Below are 21,025 nucleotides of genomic sequence, written 5' to 3' on the forward strand. Positions count from 1 at the left end.
GACTGGGGTTGTTGCGGCGGTGGCGTAGGTCTTCCCTCGGGCCGCCCCTTGTGGGTGACAGTCGGGTCGTCGGGCTGCCCCCGGGTGGACGCCGAGTCGTCCCGACGGGCAACCCGCGAGGGGCGGGTCGCACGCGTCGAACGCTCGGACCGCCGGCCAACCACGATCTGAGCGGAGCGAACCTGCCGCCGAACCCCTTCCCAGCCACACGCCACCGGTGCGCCGCTCCCCCGAACCACACCCTCCCGACCCGGCACACGAGGATGTGCCGCCGAAATCAGGAACCCCGCCCCGTCACCAACGGCGCGTTGCAGCGACCGCGCCGAACCCCTCGGAGCTCCGTCGCCCCGCCGGTGCTGTGTCGACCCGAAGTGACCTCACGGGTCAGCACAGGGCCAACCCCGCCACCGGCCAACCCATCCACGTCGCACGCCACCCACGTCGCAGGCCCACAAGCCACCCCCGGAAGCCGACCCCCGCCCAACCCGCAGCCGACAACGATCCGGCCGGAGGCCACCCCCCAGTCACCCCACCAGCCCGGCACACGAGGATGTGCCGCCGAAATCAGGAACCCCACCCCGTCACCAACGGCGCGTTGCAGCGACCGCGCCGAACGACACCCACCGACCCGTGCGGCACCGAAGGCGCACCGCCCCCGGGAACGAACCACCCACCAACACCGCGCAGGTCAACCCCCCGGCCCCCTACCGGCGGCCGGGAGCCTGGGGAACCGGCGCCCTCAACCCAGCCCCAGGGGCTGGGTTGCCCGGCCACCCTCCGGGTGACCGGGCCGGGCACCGGCACCCCAGGACGAACACCCCCAACGACGACGACCCTTTGTCGCCTGCCATGAGAATGGGACCACTTTGACCTGATTCTTGCCAGGTAGATGGGACCACCCGGATTGCCAGTCATGGGACCACCCGGCGCGTCGCGCCGAGGTCCCGACGAACAGCTCGTTTGATACCTCGTGTCGGAGTTCTCCGAACACGAAGGCAGGCGAGCATGGCGTTTCGGGAGGTCAACGTGAACGAAGTCAAAGAAGTACTCCGGATCTGGCTCACCGGCCCCGGCGACAGACCCGCAGGACTGCGCACCATCGCAGCGCACTGCGGCGTCGACCGCAAAACGGTCCGCCGCTACATCGAGGCCGCTCGAGCCGCCGGCCTGGCTCGCACCGACAGCATCGAGGCACTCGACGACACACTGATCGGTGCGGTGATCGACGCGGTGCGCCCGGCACGCCCGCACGGCCACGGCGCAGCCTGGGAAACACTGCTGCCTTTCGAGAACCAGATCCGCGAATGGGTGACCGGCGGCAAGGATCATCCGCCCCTGACGATCACCAAGATCGAAACCCTGCTGGCGCGGCAGGGATGTGTGGTGCCGTATCGCACCCTGCACCGATTCGCCACGCAGCGATGCGGATTCGGCCGCACCGACACCACCGTGCGGATCCTCGACGGCGAACCCGGCAGCGAATGCCAGATCGACTTCGGCTACCTGGGGATGCTCACCGACCCCGAGACCGGCCGCCGGCGCAAGGTCCACGCGTTGATCTTCACCGCCGTGTACTCGCGGCACATGTTCGTCTGGCTCACCTACTCCCAGACCTTGACGGCGATCATCGCCGGCTGCGACGCGGCGTGGACCTTCTTCGGCGGTGTGTTCAAGGTCCTGATCCCCGACAACATGAAAGCCGTCGTCACCGACCCGGACGCGGTCAATCCGCGCCTGTCCCAAGGCTGGCTGGACTACACCCAGCACGTCGGATTCGTCACCGACCCGGCTCGGGTACGCTCCCCGAAGGACAAACCCCGCGTCGAACGCGCCGTGCAATACGTGCGTGGAAACTTCTGGGCCGGTGAAACATTCACCGACCTGACCGAGGCGCAGGACCATGCCGAGAAGTGGTGTCGTGAGGTGGCGGGCCACCGGATACACGGAACCACCGCGGCCCGCCCGTCCGAGGCGTTCGACACCGACGAAGCGCCGATGCTGCTGGCGGTTCCGCAACCCTATGATGTGCCGATCTTCAAACGGATCAAGGTGCACCGCGACTTCCATGCCGAGATCGCCCGGGCGTTGTATTCGCTTCCGCAGCAGTGGATCGGGACTGTGCTCGATGCCCGCGCCGATTCCGAACTGGTGAAGTTCTACTCCCGCGGCACCCTGGTCAAGGTGCACCCCCGCCAGCCTCCCGGTGGGCGCAGCACCGATCCGGAGGATCTGCCCACCGAGAAGGTCGGATATGCGATGCGGGATCTGGATCGGTTGATCGCCACCTGCACCGAGCACGGTCGGTGCATCGGGATCTACGCCCAGCGTCTGCTCGACGACCGACTGCCGTGGACCCGGATGCGAGCGGTTTACCGACTGCTCGGGTTGGTGCGTCGCTACGGGCCCGACCCGGTCGACACGGCGTGCAGCCTCGCGCTGGACCTCGATGTCGTGTCGGTGTCGAAGATCGCCTCGATGCTCGAACGTGGCACCGAAACCACCCCACCTGTCCTGCCGGCGGCCGGTGCCGCCGCCCCTGCTCGTTTCGCCCGGGACCCGTCGGAGTTCGCCACCGCCAGGACCTGCATCGCCACCGGCGGGACCACCGTTGCCGGTGAGAGGACCGCTTCTGCCACCGACAGGACCCCCCATTTGACGGTCGTCCCCGACGACGGCACCGACGCGAAGGAGCCCCGATGACCACCACAACCACCGGCCCGGTCGATCCGATCGGCGCCGACCTGATCGCGATCCTCAAGGCCCTCAAACTCGGCGCATTGAAAGACACTCTGCCGCAGCGACTCGCGTTGGCCCGCCAGCATCAACTCAGCCACCTCGCCTTCCTGGAACTGTTGTTGGCCGACGAGGTATCACGCCGCGAATCACGGTCGGCAGCCCTCCGTTCGGCCAAGGCCGGGCTGGATCCGAACATGCGCATCGACACCTGGGATGCACTCGAGGACCTGCACTACGACCGGGCGTTGTTGTCGGATCTGGTGTCGTTGCGGTTCGCCGACGCCGGCCACTGCGTCCTGGTCCTCGGCGCCGTGGGCGTGGGTAAAACGCATCTGGCCACCGCATTGGGTCACATCGCGATCCGGCAACGACGCAGCGTGCTCTGCGCCCGCGCCGACAAACTCTTCGCCCGCCTGCGCGCCGCCCGCCTCGACAATTCCCTCGACGCGGAGATGCGGCGGATCACCGCCGTCGACGTGTTGATCCTCGACGATTTCGCGTTGCGGCCGCTCGATGCAACCGAAACGAACGACTTCTACGAGCTTGTCGTCGAGCGGCACAAACGCAAATCTACGATCGTCAGTTCCAATCGTGAGCCCTCGGAGTGGTTGTCGATGACCACCGATGCGCTGCTGGCGCAGTCCGCCGTCGATCGGCTCACTTCCGCGGCGCACACCCTGGTGATCGAGGGTCCGTCCTACCGGCAACGCAGCCGTCCCGGACGGACCGTGGTTGACAGTTCAGAAAGCGAGGCCGATGCTCGATGAGCACTCTCGGGTGGTCCCATGCTCATGGCAACGAGGTGGTCCCATCACCCTGGCAAGCGACACCCTTCGCCCCGGGACACCCACACACCCCGGCCACCACCGGCAGGCGCCCACCCCACCCACTACAGGTGGCTGGGTTTTGGGCGCGCGGTGCGGGCGTGGGCGGTGGGGTGTGTGGTTCGGGCACCCGGGCGGTGCGTCTATGTATTGTGGACGTAGACATATATTCGGGAGTCGAGAAGGCGGTGCTGTCCGTGAACGCGGTGGTCACAGACTCGGTGCGGGAGCAGGCTGCTGCCTTGGATGCGTTGCGTAGCGCTCATGCCCGCGAGAGCGACGAGCGTGGCCGGCTCGCGATGGCCACCGCGGTGACCGGTGCCGCGTTGGTGCGGGCTCGGGAGATGGACGTGCCGTGGCGGCAGTGCCAGGAGGCTCTCGGCGGGATCAACCGGGCCGCTGCGAACGTGCGGTGGAAGAACGCGCGGCAGCGAGCCGCCACCGGGGTGGATGCGGACTCCTCCCCCGATGCGCTGTCCGAGTTCGCGGACCGCTGGGGTGGCGACCGTCCGCTGCGTGAGCTCCAGGCCCTCGAGGTCGCTGCAGAGTGCGGTGCCCGCCAGGCCGGCGAAGTGGAGCGAGCGGCGTGTGAGGCGGAGCCGGGCCGCCGGGACTACGAGATCGACGACCTCGTCGGTCGCACGGTCGAGGATGCGGTCGAGGCCGGGCGCCTGGCGCTGGTACGCGCGGCTCGCAGCGGTCCGGTCCCCACGCTTGAGGCATGGCGGATCGTGTCGGAAGCAGCTGCAGCGTTCCGCCCGCTGTGGCGGCACACCGACCGGTGAGCAGCCCGGGGGCGCGTTGACACGCCGACGGGCCGGTGGCGGGTTCGCCGGTGGTCACCGCGTGTTCCCCGTACGCTGAGATCGGTCACGCCGCCCTCCGTGGTGGTAGCGGAATCCGATCGATCGAGGAATCCGACCCTGTCCGCCCGCGTGGACAGCGGTCGCGGGGTTGTCGTCCACGTGCCTCTGGTGGTCGCATGGACGCGAGCGTGACGACGGGGCCGGCTCCTTTTCGGGGAGCCGGCCCCGAGGCGTTTCCGGACCCGACGCGGGTGTCTCCCTCCGCCGCCTCGTGTCTCCCCGGGAGACCGCTGTCCAGCCAGGTCGCAGGGCATCGCCGGCGGTATGTCCCGTCGCCGGACTCTCGGGTCTGCAACAGGCGGTGAACCGGCTCGGTCCACTCGTGGCCATGAGCACTCGAACAGGCACCAGCGACCTCGCCTTCGCGTTCGCGGCCGCACCGCTTCCGGCAGTTCTCGGGATCGGCGCGCTTGCGCTCCTCGGTCTCCTCGCGCTGGGTGTCGCGCTGCACCAGCCGCGGTACGCGAACCTCGGCGCTAGAAGCTGCCTCTGGCGCCCGCTGACGGGCTCCGCCGCAGTCCTCGCTGCCACCGTGGCGGTCGCGTACTGGCTGTTCCCGTGAGAGCTTCCCGCTCCCGCCTGAGCGGAGGGCTCGACGAGGCTCACCTGCTCTCGCCGGACCCCGGTCGGCGAGGGGTGTCTCCTCGGCTCGGTCGTGTGGCCTCCGAGACCGCTGTTCGGCCCGCAGGCGGCCCGGAGGACGCGAAACGCGGCACGCCCTCTGAGCGCTCCGCTCCCCCTTTCTGGCACAGGAACCCCAGATTGGCTTTTTCGTCCGCGAGCGTGGCTCTCAGGCGGCAAAACGGGGGTCTCCCGTTCGCGTTCGGGACCCCAGATCTCCGATTGACCCGGAAACGCGTCAGCGAGCCGCTGACGCGTCGAGGACGCAAATCGGGCCCCCGGGTCCGTCCGACGCCGTTTCGGGCGCCAGCGGGCCGCGCAGGCATCCGCAGGCCCCATCCGGCGCAGCCCGCCAGCCGACCAATCGCGGCCAAGACGATTCGACGCCACCCGAGCCGCCCCGGTCGCCGACCTCGGGCCCGACGAGTCGCCCGTCGCCCGTGCCGCACGACTCCTCCGCGCCGCACGACTCCCCCGCTCCACACGACTCCCATGAGCCGTGCATCGCAGGGGAAACCCCCGCGCCGCACGAAACCAGGGTGACCCCTGGGATACACGCAACACGCCAGACACGCGATACACGCAATACCCGGGTAATACACGAAACACGCGACACCCAATGGGCACGAGACCGGCACGAATGCAGGGATACGCGCGAAACACGAGAACCGAGCGCCACACGTGGGCCACGCGCAAAACGCGAAACACGGGATACACATGAAACCCGCGCACTCCCCAAATCGCGCGAACTACCCGACACCCAAGACACACATGCCACACGCCAGAAACCGGTATCCCACGACACACGAGATACCCGTTCAACCCGAGTACGCCGGGCCGCACTGGAAATGCGTGACACCCGCGATACCCGCCTACAACTCCCCTCCCCCGCCCCACCCGGATCCCGCGAAACACGCGCCCCCCGCCATTGCCCGGACTCCCCCGAGACCCGGGACACCCGCTTCACCCGCGCACGCCCGGACTCCCCAGCTCCACTCGACTCCCGCGATACCCGACAACACCGGCTTTCACTGGAGACGCGCGAGACCCGCGATACCCGTCCGCACCCCCGCTCCCCCGCCCCACCCGACTCGCGCGATACCCGTCTACACCCCGACTCCCTAGGCCCACCCGACTCCCGCGATACCCCTGAAGCCCGCGACTCCCGCGAGTCACATAACTCCCCCACTCCCATGACCCCCGCGAGACCCCACCAACACAAGACACCCGCGAAACCCCAAGTACCCGCGAACCCCATGTGACACGCGATTCCCCCGATGCACGCGTTCCGTGCAATACCCGGGCAATAGGGGTACTGCGTGAAACACGAGAGTCACACGAAACCCCACGTCAACCGGTAAAACGGGAACAACTGGAGACACACTCAACCGGGACAACACGCGAAACGCACGACCAACGCGACACCCACGAATCACGCGGAGCCTGGGAACAGTGGGACACCCACGCCACACGCGATACCGGTGCATCCCAACACACACACGAATCGCCGGTCACCCGCTATACCCCTCGAATACGAGATACCCGGAACCCACTGGTATAGCGGAATACCCGGCCAACACGTGCCACACCGGTCCCCCAACGAACACACCTCACACGCGATACCCGAACCTGACGGGAAGAGGGGGTAACACGAGACACCCGCGTTACCCGGAGAGGGCGTGCCACCCACGAATCGTGGGTCACACGTGACCCCCGCAGTACCCGACTGACCCATGCCACACGGGTTATCCACGGCACCCTTGTCACCCGCGAAACCCGGGAAGCGAGGGCGACACGCGAGACACGAGATACACGTGGCATACCCGACACCAGTGGTATGCGTGATACCCGTGACCAGCATGGAACCAGAGAAATGGGGGAGACACTCTAAACACGCGCATCACTAGAAACCGGGTGGACACACGAGACACGCTGTCCACGCGTTACCCTTCAACCACGCGAACCTCTCCAGTCACGGGAGTCACGCGCTACCACCGGACCCTGTGACACACGCGGATCGCGTGGAGAACCCGCCACCTACGGTTCTCGCACCACATCAACCACCAGAACACGAGGAGCTGCCGTGCAGCCTACGAATCTCGTCGCCCCCTCGCGTCGACACAGCGGGGGAGGGGTCCGATGAGCCTGACCCCTGCGGAACTCAACGCCGCACTCGACAAGTCCTGCTCGATGACCTCTCAGAAGGGTGGAGTCGCCAAGACCACCACCACCGCCCAGTACGCGAAGTTCCTCGCGAACGTCGGTGTGAAGGTCCTGATCGTCGACGCCGATACCAACCGCAGCATGACGGTCCTTACCGGCACGGGGCCGACTGTCGAGGACCCCGTCTCGATCGCCGACCTGATCAAGTACCCGACCGAGCCCAGCATCGTCGCTCGCGCTGCGCACCTGGCTACCGAACCGTGGCAGCCCGACACAACCCGGCCCTGGAAGCTCGGGGGAGCGCTCGTACCCGGAGGATCGGTTCATGTTGTGCCCTCACCGGGCGCAGCGCTGCAGGAGATCGCGGACGAGAAGCCCGCAGCCGCGCACTTGCGATTGTGGAAGGGGTTGCACGAGTCCGGACTGTCCTCGGACTACGACGTCGTGTTGATCGACTGCCCACCCTCGGTGGGGTCGACCACGGAACTCGCGATTCTCGCCTCCGGATGGGCCATCTTCCCGGCCCACCCGGAACTGCTCGGCACGGTCGGGTTCGCTGACGGCGTCCGAGCGGTCCAGCACTTCGCGGAGGCCTGGCGTCATCCGCTCGCAGTGGCAGGCGTCGTGGTCACCAAGGTCAACCGCACCACCGAGCACCGCATCGGAGTCGAAGGCACGGTCCAGTTCGTGAATGGGACCTGGCCTGACTCCGGCTTCGACGCCGACGATCCGCGGGACGCGTTCGCATCCGGGGTGTGGGCGCCGGCTATCAACGAAGCCGCGTTCGTCGCTGCTGCCAACGGTCGTGGCGAGTCCGTCGCCGACGCTCTGCCCTCGATGTTCACTGCAGCGGGGGAGCCGAAGATCAATACCGACTCGCAGTTGCGCCTGGTGTCCGCCTACATGCGGCACGCACTCAACCTTCTCGCGCTGCTCGCCCCGGAGCGGTACGAGGACACCATCGAGAAGCTCCAGAACGAACAGCTTCCTCAGGTGATGCGTGAGGTCCTGTTCGAGAGCCCGCTCAAGTTCACCGTCGAACCCGACGAAGACGACCATGTGCCGGCCGCAGACGCCGGTGGAGATGAAGGTGCGGCGGTTGCCGTGGCCGTCGCAGAAGGAGTTCAGTAATGGCGAAGATGACGTCAGGTCGACCCGATCGCTTCGGCGGCGGCACTCTGCCTCCGGCGTTCGTTGGCGCAACGGCACCTGCAGCAACGGCACCTGCAGCTGTCGAGCCCTCGCTCACTGCCGTCCCGGAGACGACGCCGGTGGCCGAGACTCCCGCACCCGCGCCGTCGGAGGTCGAGGAAGCTCCGGAACCGAAGGCCGCTCCGGAACCGACGAAGAAAAAGAGCACCACGTCGCGCAGCAAGCGGGTCGTCGAATCCACTAACAGCGAGGTCCGTCGCAAGTACGTCGAGTGGGACCAGTCGATCGAGGACGAGTTCCAGGACGGCTGCGACGACTGGTACGGCGACCGCGACCGTCGTGAGCGCAAGCGTCGCCTTGGCCGCCGTCCGTCGGACAACGCTATGGTCATCGCGTTGATGCGCCTCGGTCTCGAGACAATCGCCAAGGACCCGAAGGCCAACGATCGGCTTGAGGATCTGCTGCCGGTCGACGCACGGCGCCGCCGAAAGTCCTGAGCGCCCTATATATACAGAGAGAGCCGTATCCCCGGGACGACCACGTGTCTCCCGGGGATACCGCTGTCCGGGGTAGGGGAGTGGTGCCCTACCACCCACACCCATCTCTGCATCGAGCTCTGTATTGAGCGAGGCCTATCTCTATAGGGCGCTGAAGGTGGGAGCGGTTGATTCCTCTAGTTGAGGTCACGCATCGGATCTGCGCAGGTCACAGCGCCGTCGAAGGTAATCCACGTGACGCGATCGAGCTCACCCGAGCCTGCGAGCAACGGTGTCGCCAAGGCATACCCGTTGAAACGGATCGATCGACGGTCGGGACTGACGATCACATTCGGCCCCCGGCCCCCATGGCCCAGGAGGCGTGAGCCTTCCATCCAGTCCCCGTTTCATCTACCCACCCGAGGAGCACGGATGGACTGTAGGGCGGTCGATTGCTTCGCGGTTTCGGCACTTCATACTCGGCCTGCAAACCGACGTTGAGCGACTCGAAGACACCATCTTCGTTGGCGGAGTAGCCCCAACCCGTCCCGCTTATAGGCGGCGGATCTCCAACGGTCTCGCAGTGCACGCTGGTCGGCACCACAACGCCTTGCCAGCCACCAGCTACTTGTACGTGCGCTCCCACCGTTTCCATGAACTCCGCCGGTGGCATCGGTAAGGCGGCAGGTTCGTCGATCGTGCCCCCGAACCTGACCTGCGGCTTCTCATGTGGAACGGCTGCGGGCGTAGGAGAGGGAATGGTCGAAGTCTGGGTGGCCGTGCTGCTGGTGGGCGGGGAGGCTACTGGTGCGGTGGTGGATGCCCAGCTCGGTGTGGCGACGGTGGATGGAGCCGACGGCGCATCGGCGGTTTCCTCCGGGGACACCGAAACCTCTGGTCCGCACGCCGCGGCCATCACCGTCAGAGCTGCCAGAGCCAGCATCCGTCGCATCGCACAGTCCAATCGGAGGTGGGGAAGGAGTCTCATTCTCACCCGGCACAGTCACCGGGGCGGTTTCTACGCTGGGTGAGAGTCGGAGCATTCGCATCGTTGGTGGAGCCGAGAGGACGCGGCCTTACGAATCTCCCCGTCTCCCCGGGAGACGCCTGTCCGCCTCCGTGGTCGCAGGAGAGAAACCCGCCGGCGGGGGACACGTGCCCGAAGGTTCGTCGAATTCCTCCAGGTCAGCGCCGGTGGAGAAGCGACATGGTCCTATGTCGCGACCACCACGCCCAACCACCCAGGAGGACCGCGATGACCGAGACGATGCCCGCGCGATGGGACCGCGCAACGGCGACCACGCTCGCCCGTCTCCGCGAGACGACCGGCCGCCCGGTGAGCTTCCTGGTGACTCAAGCGGTCCTCCACGCGACCAATGACGGAGCCAATCTGACCAATTACTTCGCCACCCCCGCCCGTGGTGACACCGTCCGCACGACCGTCACCCTGCACGGCGACGTCGCCAGCAAGCTCGACTCGATCGCCGCAGCACATCCGTCGGCAAGAGGAGTGCGCAGTAGATACGCCGTGGTTCGGGCCTGCGTGCGATGGTGGCTCGACACCGACCTCGATGACCTGTCCGCTCGCCTGGGCGGGCAGTGGCTCCGAGTGGAGGCGCGTCGTGCCTGAACCCCGTCAACTGCGGAGACCGCGCCGGACTACCAGCGGCCCCGGCTTCGTCCAGATCCCCAAGACGTTCGAGAAGCAGTGCCTGGCCGACGAACTCACCCTCGAAGAGATCGGACTGCTCACCCTCGCGAACACCCATCCCGAGACCAAACACGTCGGCGTCCTCTACCGCCCGAACGAATGGAACGACGTGTTCGGCGGAACCAGTCACGTCGGGCGACTCCTCGATAACCTGCAGGCCAAAGGAAAGCTCGCCCTCGATGGGTACTGGGTCCTCATCCGCGGCTGGATGCCCACTCGCGGGTTTCGTCAGCCGAAGTACTTCTCCTCTGGTCTGTACAGCCTTGTGCACCAAGTCGACTCACCGCTGCTCCGGATGGTGATCGGATCCGAACTCCTCGGCCTGCGACTGTGCGACCAGACGCCCGCGGACCTGGAGAAGAACCGGATGTACCAGTACGCCTCGGAGTACTGGGAGGAAATCACCGGCTGCCCTTTAATTCCCGCCAGTTCGATGACCGGCGACCTCCTGCGGCCCCCGGAGGAGATGCTCGATCACCTTGCTGTGATGCCCGGCGCGGAAACGGCATTCAAAGGCCTCACCTCGCGGTCGTGGTCCGTGATCGACGAGCCGCTGCGTGCCCCACTGCAGCGCTCACTGTTGTCCCGGTTCGGAGACAATCGGTTCGGGCATCTCAACAGCACCCGGCTCGGTTGACCGGCTCTGTCCGCTGCACCGTTGCATGAACGGCGGGTCCGCCACTGGTGGGCCCGCCGAGCTATATCCACGGCCGGTGGCTCCCAACAACTCCCGAGCGTCCGGTCAGCGCAGCCCACCACCGCCGCAGCCGCCGGCCGATTTCAAGGGAGTTGCCCATGCCTGCCACTCGTTCCGCAGAACGCACTGAGTTCCTCACCGATGTCTTCACTACCGCGATGGAAGGCGGGGTCTCGTACTGGGCATCAGTGCTCGAGTACAGGCACACCGAGTCGCCGCGGGCGGTGCTCGTTCACACCGAGGAGCTCATTCTCGGTCACGAGACCATGAGCTGGGTTCCCGGTCCGGACGCGGAGGAACTTATCGTCGATCTCGATGTCGTAGCGCGAGGGATCAGTCGAATCGTCAAGGGAGAGGTCGACTACTTGCCCGAGACGCATCGCGCGCGGATCGCCGCCGCCAGCCGGGAGAACGACATGATGCCGGCGGATGGCCGACACGGTGACATCGACGCGGGGATCGCCGAGCACGTCGTGCAGGCAGCACTGTTCGGTGCGATCGTGCACGGTTGAGCATTTGGCTACGACAGGAACAAGCCCGTCCCGATCACGTCGGGGCGGGCTTCGTCGTGGGTCGGAACTACCTTCGCAGGACGGGATTTCGAGCTGTCCACGAAAGGGCTCGGCGGGGCATTTGTCCGGTATTTCCGGTGGTGTAGGGGTGGTGTAGGTCTGCCATAGGGTATGCCGATTTCCGTCGGCCCCAATCTGGCATAGCCCTGCCATATCCAATGCCGATTCAGATAATTCGGACAGTCATGGGGTATGCCATCCGCGCGATGAACGATGGGTTCCGGAATCATCACCGCAGGTCAAGCCACACGCTCTGGAACGACGCTTGTGTGGCGTAGGGTATGCCGCCCAATCGGTCTGGCATAGACGTGGCATAGGGGTGGCATACCCATGGCATACCGCCTATCGCGCGAATAAGAACTGAGATATAAGAACTACTAGTGGTCACCTTGGGTAGGTGGGGGGTGTGGGGGGAGGGGCAAATTCGCGACGCACGGTCGCCACACGAACGCGACCTGCAGCCGGCTCGACGCTGCGGACCCAACGAACCGTCGCCAGGCTGCAGGCCCGCTGTCCCGGCTGACGCCGAGACGCCCAGATCGATCCGCCTCTCAGACGTTCTGAAACCCCCGACCGGGCACAGGAACCCACCCCACACTCTTCAGGCGCCCCACGGCCCGCACAGCCGTACAAAACATCGACCGGAGAACAGCCGCCCGGCCGCCTCTCGACGCCAGCTCACCCGCGTAACCCTCTGCCCGTCCATCGGATGCGCCCCTTCCCGGGCGCCGGCCCCGCCCGCTTCCGTTCGATGCACCCTCACCGAACAGGCACACCCGGTCGCGGTCGAACCAAGGCGCCACCTCGATAGGGACACCGAAACTGCTGGACACACGACCATTTCGTCTTCCGACCGGACTGGAGAAGCGAAACCGTAGCCTTTCGCGCACCACCACGACCACCAATCGAAAGGCCCCGGTATGCCCCTCCGCGCAGCCGCGGACACCGAACTCGCCACAGTCGTCTCGGACGCGGTCGCAGCCGCCCTGCCCGCCTTCATCGACGCTGTTACCGCAGCCGTGCTGTCCGACCCTCGCCTCACCGTCCAGCAGAGCTTCATCGCCGACACACCCGCACCGGCCGGTGCCACTGCCGGGCTTCAAGCGGTGCTCGCCGCGAACCCGAAGCACCGGCCGACCGACCCGGACGCGTGGATCGCCGCGGTCGCCGAGCACTACCCGGCCGCTGCGCCGGCGCTGGAGTGGGCATGGTCCGATCAGTGCCCTACCGACTACTGGCGACGCCTCCGCGGTGCACCGAGCATCGCCAGGAGGCAAGGGCGCAGTACCCGAAGCGAACTCGACCAGCTGCTGTCCGAGCACTCTCTTGCCACCACTCGAGATCGCGCCGACCTCGTCATCGACCTCAGCGCTGCCGTCGAGACTGTGCGGGCCGCGATCGCCGAACGGCACACCGCAAAGGCGACCTACACCTGGCGGCGCAACCTTCTCGCCGCCGCGCACGTCACCGGCGGCAACCTTCATCAGGCCGTCACCGTGATCTGCTGGTGCCTGCGCTCACGGCCCCACTGGCAGCGCACCATCACCCAGGCCCCGTCGAAGTCCACCTTCGAGAAGATGCTCGGCGACTGGCGCGCCGATGGACAGGACTGGACCATCGCCGATGTCGCCGAACCCGAGATGGCTGAGCAACTGCGCGACCTCGGACGGACATGGACGCGGTACCAGAGCAAGCACGGGGGAGGGGCGTCTCCGTCGGTGCCCCGCACCGGCCGCAACCTCCACCGCGCCCTCGCAGGCGACGGCATCGAGGCGGTTCCGGCCGCCGAGCTCGGTGCGCTGATGCGGTGGTGGTTCGAGGAGGGCAATGCCCGCTTCTACATCCGGGACGCCGATTTCCCCACCCCTGACGTTGTGTCGCGCGCGCTGCTCGCGATGCGGACCTCCCGTACCGCAGGTCCGTCGAACGGCGTCGCCGCCACCAACACCGCCGCCTCGGGGGTGCGCGCCCATACCGATCTGAGCGAACTCGAGGGACTTGCATGAGCACACCCAACAGCCCCCGCCGCATCTTTGCGGTCCTCGGACAGGTCACCACGATCGAGGTGCCCTGCCGCGATTGCGGCGCTCTCGTCGCTCGTCCCGCACAGCTTCCCGGCCGCCCGGAAGGCTGGCGCGACGCTGTCCGGTGTCGGGTGCATGCCGCCGCAGCAGGCGTCGACGCCGCCTCTGCCCGCGCCGCGTCCGCCCGAGATCGCGACCGTCAGACGTGGTTCGACACTGTCCGCGCATTCGACGCGGTCGCCGGATACGAGCACGCGAGTGTCGACGAGATCGACTCGACCAAGACTGCTGCCGCATGCCGTCGCCTCATCGATACCCACACCGCGGCCGATCCGCACGGCGGTCATCGCGGTGGCATCGCGCTCATCGGACCCACCGGGATCGGCAAGACCCGCGCCATGTTCTCAGTCGTCAATGCGCTCGCCCCCGGCCGCCGCGCGCTCGTCGGCAGCGAAGACACCATCCTCGCCGTCGACGTGCCGCCGTGGGAACTCACCGCCGCGATCACCGCGCGGATCACCGGAGTCGAAGTCCTCGGCATCGACGACGTCGGAGTGTCCCTACGCCGGCCCGACGAGCGAATGCTCGCCTGGAAGGCATTGGCCGACGCAGTAGCCCGTGCCCCTCACCCAGTGACAGTCGTGATCACCACGAACTTGCAGGGGTGGACGGCGTTGACCGGTTGGGTTGGCGCGCAGGCTGCATCGCGATTGTCCGGATGGATGCCGCTGGCGTCCCCGGGGTGGACCGACCGCCGCACCGGCAGAAAGCATGAGCAGTGGCGCAACGACCTGCTCGCCGCCCAACGACCCGAGGAGCGAAACCGATGAGCCAGAACGACATCGAACTCCCCGAGGCGCTCGAGATCCCGGCCCGCGGATGGCTGCGGGGCCTGTTCGATCGCAGTGCACCGGACCTTGCTGGCCAGATGGACGCCGCGGTCGCCGCGGTGCGTTCGAGTCGTCGACCCGAGTACGTGGCGGTGTTCGGAGGCAAGGGGGGAGCGGGCAAGACGACCACCTCCACCGGGATCGGGTCGATGCTCGCCGCGGTGATGCGTGACCGGGTGGCAGTTGTCGACTCCAACCCGGACAAGGGCACGCTGCGACTCAAGTTCCCGAAAGGGCAGTCCGCGCTCCCGCTGCAGCAGCTCGCCGGCCGTACCGAGGTGCTCCATAGTTACTCGGACCTGCGGCCGTATCTGCTGTCCAACGACCTCGGCCTCGACGCGCTCACCTCGACGCGGCACCGGGACACGACCTCGGACGGTCCGGTGTACGCCGAGATCCTCGACTTCCTCACCGCCGACTACCGCGTGGTCGTCGCCGACTGCGGCACCAGCGCAACGTCCGATGTGGCCCGTGAGGTCCTGGCCCGTGCCACGCAGTTGGTGGTCGTCACGCCGGCCCAGATCGACGGGTTCTACGCGCTGCTGGAGACACTCGATGAGCTGGTCGACATGCGGCGTTCCAAGCTGCTCGGCGATGCGGTGGCGGTGATCAACGGGATCCACGAGTCGACCTCGGTGGACGTCGACAAGATCCACGCTGATCTCAAGCGGCGTGTGCGGGCGGTGCGGCGGATCCCGCACGATCCGCTCTTGGCAGCAGGTGCGGCGTTCGACTTCGGCCAGCTTCAGCCGGGGACGAAGGTGGCCTACGCGGAACTGGCGGCGACGGTGACAGCCAGATTCCGGTAGCCGGCCGCGTCGTCGGCGCTGCAACAGTGTCGGTCCCGGTGGGCAGGGTTTGTGATGCGTGAGCGATTCGCCACGTGAAGTCGTGGGGAGGGGTAGGCGATGTCGGGGGAGTTGAATCGACAGTTCAAGGAAGGGCTACCGCGGCGGCGTCGACCGTGCGTGGAGTGCCCGTGGCGCCGTGATGTCGCGGCGGGGAAGTTCGGGCGGGACCGTTTCGATGCGCTGGCGGGCACCGCGGGAGGCCCGGGGTGTGAGGTGGGCGTCGGCGCTCCGATGTTCGCGTGCCACAAGTCGCGGGAAGGCTCCGACAAGGCGTGCGCGGGGTGGCTCGCCACCGTCGGGGCCGACCATCTCGGCGTCCGGATCGCGGTGGTACGCGGGGATCTCGACCCGGCGGCGCTGCAGCCCGGTGAGGGGTGGCCGCTGCTGTTCGACAGCTTCGAAGAGATGGCCGCCGTGCAGGCCGCGGCCGATGGTGCGTTGTGTGAGACCGGAACCGGTAGCGGTACACCGATGATCGAGGCCAGGGAAGGGTGACACGAGCGATGAGCAGGCTTGTTGGCGAGAGTGCGGTCACGCAGCGGTATGCGTTCTGTGAGCCCGTCACCGCTGCGGCGATGGGCAAGACCCACCTTCGGTCAACCGAGGGGCACCCTGGTTCGCCCGCGGGTTGCCTGCCGGAACGGCGGCGCTGTGTGGCCGTGACCTTCGGTCCGGGTGGGATCTCGAGCTGATGGCCACCGAGGAGTCCATCGCAGAGGCTGGACGACCGCGCGCCAGCGACGGCCATGTGTGGTTGTGCAGCCTGTGCGCTGAGCAGTACGCGAGGGAGGAGCATGGCGATGTCGCCGACGTCTGACGTGTTGGGTCCGGGAGTTCCGGAGGTGCCGGGTATCGCGCCGAGTGTGACGTTCGGGTGGGTTCCGGGGCTGATCGGCAACGAGCCGGGCGTCGTAGTCGAAGGAATTCCTGGGTTGGTGGGCGACGGTCCGGGCATCGTTGTCGGTGGGGTGATCGGATTCCCAGAGTCGGCGAGCGCCATCCCGGGGATGACGGTCGGCCTGCCGCCGGGGCCGATCGGTGTGGGCCTCGGTGACGTGGGCCCTGTGGTGAGCGACTCGTCGGATTCGGTGGCCATGTTGTTGCTGCTGTCCTCGGTGGCATCGGGGTGTGCGGCTGTCGGTTTGGTGTTGATCGTCGTGACCTTGCTGGGCCGTCGTTCGCGGACTCGGTCTTGAACGTGCGTCGGATGCCGGGTGGCTCGGAGCCAGACCTGTCCGGTGCCGGTTCGCGTTCTTGGGCGGTGCATAGCTGGCCGGCCGATCGTCGACCGCGTCTTGCGGCACGCCGAGATGGGCGAGCGCGTGGCGATTTTCGTCTCGGCAGTTCAGCGCCGTGCACCAGTAGCGAAGTCTGCAACACACGCTGTACGCCGGCGGCATCGTCGGTTGCAGCAGTTCTCACCGACACTCTGGAGTACACGTGAACGCAGACAATCGAATCCCCGCCAGCTCCCCGTGGGGTGCTGTGCAGTACGGCAGCGTCGTCGCCGACGGCATCATCACCGTCTCCACGGCCGGACACGGGGGTGTGCGGATCAGCCCGGAGCGGTTCAAGCAGATGCCCGCCGCACTTCGAATCGGACGACGGCGCTGGTTCGAGGAGGACTGCGAGGCCGCTCTTGTGGGACTCGCATTCGCCGATGACCTTGGGCTCGACGATCGTCGCCGGGCTCAGGTTGCGCAGTCGGTGGCCGACTGGTTCCCGACGAAGTGGGAAGCGCACTTCGGTCGCACGCTCGAGCCGGGGGAGTCGTACCTGCGGGACAAGGAGACCTTCGAGGTGGCCACGGCCGACCAGTTCGTCGCCGACAGCGCGTTGGGGGACTGGCACGAGGACGTCCCGGAGGGGATGGTCGGGGTGACCGCGCTCCGCCGCGGCGACGGCGCCCGCGGCAGGTTCCTGGTCGCCCACGACCGGTACTCCCAGCGCGGCAAGTTCGGGTACGTGCTCGACGAGGCGGTCGACGTGGTGTGGTCGTCCGCACCGAAGCTCGCGGCGTAGTCACCGGACATGGGTCGGCCCTCGGGGGAAGTCACTCCCCGGGGGCCGACCCGTGTTGTCTCCATGAAGACCCGGCTGTCCGCCCGCTCCGTTGATCTCCGCCTGCGGTGCTGCGCTGCAACACCCGCGATCCCCGCTCGCGAACCTTGCGTCGCCCGATAGGCCCCGACAGTGAGGAACCGAATTATGGGAACCGACGTCTACTCATCCGCCCGACTGACCATCACTGAAGAGCAGTCGACCGCGCCGACGTTCAAGGAGATCGTCGACCGGCTGCTGGAGATCCCCGAGCTCGACGAGGTCGACGCGTCCGACACGCCCTTCGACACCGTCGTGTCGGCGCTGATGTCGACGATGTACGAAGCGACCGGCACGGACGAAATCGAGAAGGACGGCGACACGTTCGTGCTCTCCGTTTCCGGGTGGGGGCGCCTCCGAGGAATGGAGGAAACCCTGCGGGTGCTCGCCGATGCTGGCTTCGTGGGCGAGATCGAATGTGAGGACGAGCACAGCGACCGGTGGCGGTACCGGATCGACGACGCCGGGCTCGTTCACCGTGATGCAGGCGAAACCATCTACACGGGGGGCCCGATCACAGGGGTCTGGCTTGTGCAGATGCAGCACCCAGATGACAGCGATCTCGACCACGTCGCCGTCGTCGGCGCCGAACAGGACGCCGAGCCGATTCTCGCCGGCTGGGCGCGCAGGGACGCCCGCGAACTCATCGAGCGCGGCGAGCTGGCCGCCTCGCGTATCGACCTCGATGTGGACGATTCGGCGTTCCTTGACAGGTGGGCCGAGGTCGGCGGCGTGAAGTGGGACGTCTACCAGCCGAAGTGACTACCGCGGACGTGGGTGTCGGGGTGAAACACCCCGACACCACGCCACGCACGGTGGTGGACATCCCGCTCCCACCGAAAGGACCGACTGTGCAGATCTTCGACCTCCCGACCAACCTGGCCTGCATCCAGCCTGATTCGGCGGGAAGCGAGAACTGGGTCGCCCTCACCCGCGGACTGCCTGGCTCGGGCAAGAGCTCCCTCGCACGGCTGTGGGTGCAGCAGGACCCAGAGCGTCGGGTTCGAATCAGCCGTGACGATCTCCGCGCCGAACTGTTCGCGGCAGCCGGAAGGCTCACCGAGGAACAGGAAGAGGTCATCACCGCGACCCAACGAGCGCGGACCGCAGTCGCGCTCAGGCAGGGCTGTTCGGTTGTATGCGACGACACCTTGCTCGACCCGGCGCACCTCACGGCATGGGAGGAGTTCCTCGCCCCGTTCGGCGTCCCCGTCGTCGTGGTCGACGTACCGACCCCAGTCGACGAGTGCATCCGTCGCGACCGCGAACGCGGCGCCGCAGGAGGACGACAGGTCGTGGAGGCGGTCATCCGCATGCTCGCCGACCGCTACGGATACCCGGGTGGACAGTGCTGACCGGCAGACTCGTCGGGCAGGGCGAGCCGGACAAGGGGGCTCGTACCGTGCCCGCCATGAACAATGCTGTCCGCCAATCAGAACCGCTGCCCGTGTGGGTTGTCGTGGCCGACACGACAGGACGGCTCGCCGCGCCCTGCCAGGCCGTGGGCATCACGGCGCACCGAGCGTTGCTGGTCGCCGCGACAGACGACGTCGACGCATTCGTCGCGGCGGTCGCACGGTTCGGCGTGACTGTTCCGTCGCGGCGTCGCGGTGACCTCCTGCCGGCGGGGGTGGTGCAGGCGGTATTCGACCCGATTGTCGGTACGACTCGCGAGCGTCCTGGCCGGTTGCTCGCTCGATGTGGTGATGGCCGGGACGGTGCTGTCCTCGTCGACGGTGACCTGGTGGTGCCCTGGGCCGACCTCGGAGACCTGACCGCGCTCGCTGCCGAAGCCGCACGCACCGCGGCATAGCCGGGGACGTGCACGACCGCCGGGACAGTCACAGCAGTAGCGGCAGCCAGGGCGTGCATCGTCCGCCGGCCCGGTCTGGCTGAAACACGCAGGGCACCGGCTTCATAGCGTCCATCCTCGACAGCTTCCCGTAGATGCCCCGAGGAGAACCCATGACGGCGACCGACGCGCCCGATGCCTACCTGACCGCGGCGCTCGCCGACCATGGTGACCCGCTGACCGGCGACCAGTACGTCGAGCGCGTGCTGCTCGCGCGGCAGGCGGCGTGGGCGGATCAGCACCGCGCCGTGGGAGAGGCGAAGGGCCTCAAGCTGTCACGGATCATCACGCCGCTGCTGCCGGACTTCGTGCTGGAGGCGGACATCGCGCACGTACAGCTTCCGCAGGCGACGCCCAAGCACCGGCCGCGGCCGCGGCGCTACCGTCCCGCGTCGTACTGGCAGGACCGCGTGAACAAGGTCGGCGCGCAGATGGAGACGCTGGCGGAGCCGATCATCACCGACCGCGCCGCGGCGGGAGGCGCCGCGCTGGGCCCGCGGCGAACCCGCAGGGTCCAACAGCAGGAGGACACACGGCTGGCCCGCTACACCCAGCTCCAGCGGCAGCACGGCCACGCGCAACAGATGCTGCGGGCCGCGCAGGCGCGGGAGGCGTGTCACACCCAGGGGTGACGATCACCCACAGAGACTGCGGCCGCCGCGTCGGCCGAAACCGGTGCGGCGGCGGCGAACGACTCACGTAGCGTGCGCCGCCGCACCATCCGAGAGAAGAGGGAGAAACCAGATGAGCGTGGATGGGTTCGTATTCGTCGACCTCGAAACCACCGGCACCAGAGCAGCCGAACACGAGATCCTCGAGATCGGCTTCGCGCTGTACTCCGTGGACCTCGAGCCGGTCGAGCGGTTCGAGATGCTCGCGGTCACCACCGGCACCGCAGTCCTGATCGAGCGGGTCCGAAACGACCCGGCCTACGACTTCATTACCCGGATGCACACCAAGAACGGCCTGTTCGCGGAGCTCGAAAAGCAACTCGTCACCCTCGGCGACAAGGTCCCTACGGACCTGTCGGGGTACGAATCCGAGATCGTCGACATCCTCGCCCGGTGGGGAGTGGACGAATCCACCCCGCTGTGCGGGTGCTCGCACCGCATGGATCGTGAGTTCCTCGACCGGTGGTTGCCGAAGGTCGAGGCGATGTTCTCGTACCGCATGATCGACGCGCGGTCGTTCTGCGAAGCCGGAGCGATCCTCGACGCCGGGCGTACCGCCGAACGCCTCCAGCTCGTCGACGAGTACGGCACCGCAAACCATCGGGTGGCCGAGGACATCCACTACGCCGCGAACCTGCTGCGCGTCTTCCACGATCGGGCCCCGATTCCATTCGGCGCCTGAACCGCATACCAACTCAGGGTCGGCCCGTCCCCTTTCCGGAGGGGCGGGCCGACCCGTATTCGTTGCTCCGCTCGGCTGTCCACACCCCCCACCGCAGCCCACAGGCCTGATGGTCTGCGGCGGACTGCAACACGACC

General features: G+C 67.3%; 20 protein-coding genes. All 20 read left to right on the forward strand.

Going from position 1 to position 21,025, the window contains the following annotated elements:
* Window positions 1-1,005 precede the first annotated feature (1,005 nt).
* The 20 genes from istA (at window position 1,006) to LPH33_RS25840 (ending at window position 20,888) form a co-directional block, all read left to right on the forward strand.
* Entirely contained in the window at window positions 1,006-2,700 is a 1,695-nt protein-coding gene (gene istA / locus LPH33_RS25745; protein ID WP_229564906.1) for an IS21 family transposase, read from the forward strand.
* Entirely contained in the window at window positions 2,697-3,503 is an 807-nt protein-coding gene (gene istB, locus LPH33_RS25750) for an IS21-like element helper ATPase IstB (RefSeq protein ID WP_229564907.1), read from the forward strand. Before istA ends, istB begins: the two co-directional genes overlap by 4 nt.
* 209 nt (window positions 3,504-3,712) lie before the next feature.
* Window positions 3,713-4,345 (forward strand): hypothetical protein, encoded by a 633-nt coding sequence (locus LPH33_RS25755; protein WP_229568572.1) that lies wholly within the window; start codon window positions 3,713-3,715, stop codon window positions 4,343-4,345.
* A 409-nt stretch (window positions 4,346-4,754) separates the two neighbouring features.
* Entirely contained in the window at window positions 4,755-4,988 is a 234-nt protein-coding gene (locus tag LPH33_RS25760) for a hypothetical protein (protein WP_138846041.1), read from the forward strand.
* Between the two features lie 2,198 nt (window positions 4,989-7,186).
* Window positions 7,187-8,341, forward strand: a complete 1,155-nt coding sequence (locus tag LPH33_RS25765) for a ParA family protein (RefSeq protein WP_138846040.1) — start codon at window positions 7,187-7,189, stop codon at window positions 8,339-8,341.
* Entirely contained in the window at window positions 8,341-8,859 is a 519-nt protein-coding gene (locus LPH33_RS25770; RefSeq protein ID WP_228045357.1) for a hypothetical protein, read from the forward strand. The genes LPH33_RS25765 and LPH33_RS25770 overlap by 1 nt, the downstream gene beginning before the upstream one ends.
* Before the next feature lie 1,234 nt (window positions 8,860-10,093).
* Window positions 10,094-10,468 (forward strand): hypothetical protein, encoded by a 375-nt coding sequence (locus LPH33_RS25775; RefSeq protein ID WP_169690342.1) that lies wholly within the window; start codon window positions 10,094-10,096, stop codon window positions 10,466-10,468.
* Window positions 10,461-11,186: a hypothetical protein gene (locus LPH33_RS25780; RefSeq protein ID WP_169690343.1), complete on the forward strand. Its 726-nt coding sequence runs from the start codon at window positions 10,461-10,463 to the stop codon at window positions 11,184-11,186. The genes LPH33_RS25775 and LPH33_RS25780 overlap by 8 nt, the downstream gene beginning before the upstream one ends.
* Window positions 11,187-11,344: 158 nt before the next feature.
* Window positions 11,345-11,758 (forward strand): hypothetical protein, encoded by a 414-nt coding sequence (locus LPH33_RS25785; RefSeq protein ID WP_229568573.1) that lies wholly within the window; start codon window positions 11,345-11,347, stop codon window positions 11,756-11,758.
* A 980-nt stretch (window positions 11,759-12,738) separates the two neighbouring features.
* The gene (locus LPH33_RS25790) at window positions 12,739-13,824 is read left to right on the forward strand and encodes a hypothetical protein (RefSeq protein WP_229568574.1); all 1,086 of its coding nucleotides are present in this window, start codon (window positions 12,739-12,741) and stop codon (window positions 13,822-13,824) included.
* A complete protein-coding gene (locus LPH33_RS25795) occupies window positions 13,821-14,672 on the forward strand; it encodes a hypothetical protein (protein ID WP_229568575.1) in 852 nt (283 codons plus the stop codon). The genes LPH33_RS25790 and LPH33_RS25795 overlap by 4 nt, the downstream gene beginning before the upstream one ends.
* Window positions 14,669-15,541, forward strand: coding sequence for a MinD/ParA family ATP-binding protein (locus LPH33_RS25800; protein WP_229568576.1), 873 nt, complete (start codon window positions 14,669-14,671; stop codon window positions 15,539-15,541). Before LPH33_RS25795 ends, LPH33_RS25800 begins: the two co-directional genes overlap by 4 nt.
* Window positions 15,542-15,640: 99 nt before the next feature.
* The gene (locus LPH33_RS25805; RefSeq protein WP_193904252.1) at window positions 15,641-16,078 is read left to right on the forward strand and encodes a DUF6283 family protein; all 438 of its coding nucleotides are present in this window, start codon (window positions 15,641-15,643) and stop codon (window positions 16,076-16,078) included.
* A 305-nt stretch (window positions 16,079-16,383) separates the two neighbouring features.
* Window positions 16,384-16,779: a hypothetical protein gene (locus tag LPH33_RS25810; RefSeq protein WP_193904253.1), complete on the forward strand. Its 396-nt coding sequence runs from the start codon at window positions 16,384-16,386 to the stop codon at window positions 16,777-16,779.
* A gap of 244 nt (window positions 16,780-17,023) precedes the next feature.
* Entirely contained in the window at window positions 17,024-17,605 is a 582-nt protein-coding gene (locus LPH33_RS25815; protein WP_193904254.1) for a DUF7007 domain-containing protein, read from the forward strand.
* A 186-nt stretch (window positions 17,606-17,791) separates the two neighbouring features.
* Window positions 17,792-18,445, forward strand: coding sequence for a hypothetical protein (locus LPH33_RS25820; RefSeq protein WP_193904255.1), 654 nt, complete (start codon window positions 17,792-17,794; stop codon window positions 18,443-18,445).
* A gap of 89 nt (window positions 18,446-18,534) precedes the next feature.
* Window positions 18,535-19,038, forward strand: coding sequence for an AAA family ATPase (locus LPH33_RS25825; RefSeq protein WP_229568577.1), 504 nt, complete (start codon window positions 18,535-18,537; stop codon window positions 19,036-19,038).
* A 56-nt stretch (window positions 19,039-19,094) separates the two neighbouring features.
* Window positions 19,095-19,496 carry a hypothetical protein gene (locus LPH33_RS25830; RefSeq protein ID WP_193904257.1) on the forward strand — a complete coding sequence of 134 codons (402 nt, stop codon included), beginning with the start codon at window positions 19,095-19,097 and terminating at the stop codon, window positions 19,494-19,496.
* Window positions 19,497-19,648: 152 nt separating this feature from the next.
* Window positions 19,649-20,167, forward strand: coding sequence for a hypothetical protein (locus LPH33_RS25835; protein WP_193904258.1), 519 nt, complete (start codon window positions 19,649-19,651; stop codon window positions 20,165-20,167).
* Between the two features lie 112 nt (window positions 20,168-20,279).
* Entirely contained in the window at window positions 20,280-20,888 is a 609-nt protein-coding gene (locus LPH33_RS25840) for an exonuclease domain-containing protein (RefSeq protein WP_229568578.1), read from the forward strand.
* Window positions 20,889-21,025 lie beyond the last annotated feature (137 nt).

The organism is Rhodococcus sp. RDE2 (genome assembly GCF_020885655.1).
GTDB classification, from domain to species: Bacteria; Actinomycetota; Actinomycetes; order Mycobacteriales; family Mycobacteriaceae; genus Rhodococcus; species Rhodococcus pyridinivorans.

Excerpts from the sequence above, each read along its gene's own strand:
- LPH33_RS25785 (WP_229568573.1), top strand. The coding sequence starts at position 11,345 with ATGCCTGCCACTCGTTCCGCAGAACGCACTGAGTTCCTCACCGATGTC.
- LPH33_RS25805 (WP_193904252.1), top strand. The coding sequence starts at position 15,641 with ATGTCGGGGGAGTTGAATCGACAGTTCAAGGAAGGGCTACCGCGGCGG.
- istA (WP_229564906.1), top strand. The coding sequence starts at position 1,006 with ATGGCGTTTCGGGAGGTCAACGTGAACGAAGTCAAAGAAGTACTCCGG.
- LPH33_RS25770 (WP_228045357.1), top strand. The coding sequence starts at position 8,341 with ATGGCGAAGATGACGTCAGGTCGACCCGATCGCTTCGGCGGCGGCACT.
- LPH33_RS25820 (WP_193904255.1), top strand. The coding sequence starts at position 17,792 with ATGGGAACCGACGTCTACTCATCCGCCCGACTGACCATCACTGAAGAG.
- istB (WP_229564907.1), top strand. The coding sequence starts at position 2,697 with ATGACCACCACAACCACCGGCCCGGTCGATCCGATCGGCGCCGACCTG.
- LPH33_RS25810 (WP_193904253.1), top strand. The coding sequence starts at position 16,384 with ATGTCGCCGACGTCTGACGTGTTGGGTCCGGGAGTTCCGGAGGTGCCG.
- LPH33_RS25760 (WP_138846041.1), top strand. The coding sequence starts at position 4,755 with ATGAGCACTCGAACAGGCACCAGCGACCTCGCCTTCGCGTTCGCGGCC.
- LPH33_RS25835 (WP_193904258.1), top strand. The coding sequence starts at position 19,649 with ATGACGGCGACCGACGCGCCCGATGCCTACCTGACCGCGGCGCTCGCC.
- LPH33_RS25790 (WP_229568574.1), top strand. The coding sequence starts at position 12,739 with ATGCCCCTCCGCGCAGCCGCGGACACCGAACTCGCCACAGTCGTCTCG.
- LPH33_RS25765 (WP_138846040.1), top strand. The coding sequence starts at position 7,187 with ATGAGCCTGACCCCTGCGGAACTCAACGCCGCACTCGACAAGTCCTGC.
- LPH33_RS25800 (WP_229568576.1), top strand. The coding sequence starts at position 14,669 with ATGAGCCAGAACGACATCGAACTCCCCGAGGCGCTCGAGATCCCGGCC.
- LPH33_RS25775 (WP_169690342.1), top strand. The coding sequence starts at position 10,094 with ATGACCGAGACGATGCCCGCGCGATGGGACCGCGCAACGGCGACCACG.
- LPH33_RS25830 (WP_193904257.1), top strand. The coding sequence starts at position 19,095 with ATGAACAATGCTGTCCGCCAATCAGAACCGCTGCCCGTGTGGGTTGTC.
- LPH33_RS25840 (WP_229568578.1), top strand. The coding sequence starts at position 20,280 with ATGAGCGTGGATGGGTTCGTATTCGTCGACCTCGAAACCACCGGCACC.
- LPH33_RS25795 (WP_229568575.1), top strand. The coding sequence starts at position 13,821 with ATGAGCACACCCAACAGCCCCCGCCGCATCTTTGCGGTCCTCGGACAG.